At 55.1% G+C, this 552-nt stretch carries 1 protein-coding gene; it reads left to right on the top strand.

What is annotated here, in order from left to right; translation table 11 throughout:
• Window positions 1-165: 165 nt before the first annotated feature.
• A partial coding sequence (locus ACOCD2_RS25585) for a hypothetical protein (protein WP_419596511.1) occupies window positions 166-552 on the top strand: 387 nt, incomplete at its 3' end.

Consider the following 552-nt stretch of genomic DNA (forward strand, 5'->3'; position numbering starts at 1 on the left):
GTCTGTCGATTACCGCTTTCATCCTCCTCTCCACGCTCCTGCGTGGGGACGTAGAGTGGTATGCATTCCCACCCAGAGCGTGGAAACGAGGAAATGAGTCATGACAGATAAGAAAAAATTGAAGGAAAGGGTATTTCAGGTGGGAGCAAGCGTGTCTTCGGCCTCGTGATAGATTTTGGGACATCCCAGTCCGTCCCCAAAATCGACTCGGCCTTTGGCAACCTATTGGTGCCCCAGCCGTCCTGGTCACCAAGCACTACGCAACAACTTCGCAAGCTCGTTGCTGCTCCGTACTTGGCTCCCAATGACTGGGCGCCGCGTTCGGAGGCCTACTTTGTTTCCCCTCTGGCGCAAGGCACGCCGGGAAAACAGTGCGGCCTCGCGGCTACTGGGGTCTACCAGCCTTCGCTTTGCTCTCCATGGCTGGCAGCGAATGACAAAAGAAAACGACATCGAAAAACACCTGCTCACCAAACTGCAAGACCACAAAATTGTGGAGCAGATGTAGCCATTTCGCAGGCACGCAAAGCCGTCTATGAGCAGGCCAGGGCA

Origin of the sequence: Thiolapillus sp. (assembly GCF_048562965.1) — a bacterium.
GTDB classification, from domain to species: domain Bacteria; phylum Pseudomonadota; class Gammaproteobacteria; order Chromatiales; family Chromatiaceae; genus Thiolapillus; species Thiolapillus brandeum_A.